The organism is Pseudomonas meliae (genome assembly GCF_001400515.1).
Taxonomy (GTDB): domain Bacteria; phylum Pseudomonadota; class Gammaproteobacteria; order Pseudomonadales; family Pseudomonadaceae; genus Aquipseudomonas; species Aquipseudomonas amygdali.
The window spans coordinates 1-276 of sequence record NZ_LJQT01000155.1 but is presented as its reverse complement, the minus strand read 5'-3'; the positions used below and the strand labels follow the sequence as shown (position 1 = coordinate 276).

1 pseudogene is annotated in these 276 nt (G+C 44.9%); it reads right to left on the bottom strand.

Features of this window, described 5'->3' with window-relative positions:
* A pseudogene (locus ALO64_RS25915) lies at nucleotides 1–276 on the bottom strand (zonular occludens toxin domain-containing protein); the annotation flags it as partial.

Here is a 276-nt window from a genome sequence, read left to right as displayed (position 1 = left end):
AAATCAGCGCCTCCCTAGGCTTGTACTGCTGGATATATTCCTGAACTGGTTGAACAGTACGGCCTTGGGTAGTAACACCGGGCGTTGAAGATACTGATGCAGGTCGCTTAGCTTCTGAAACAGTTGATTGAGAATCTGCGTGCATAAGAGCCTCACTGTCAGATGTTTTGCTCTTCATAACATACCAAAAGCCAAAACCGAGCAGCAAAATAGGAATAATAAGAACAGCGAGAAAGAGCGGCACTAACTTGTAATAACTAGGGAGACGCTGAACAA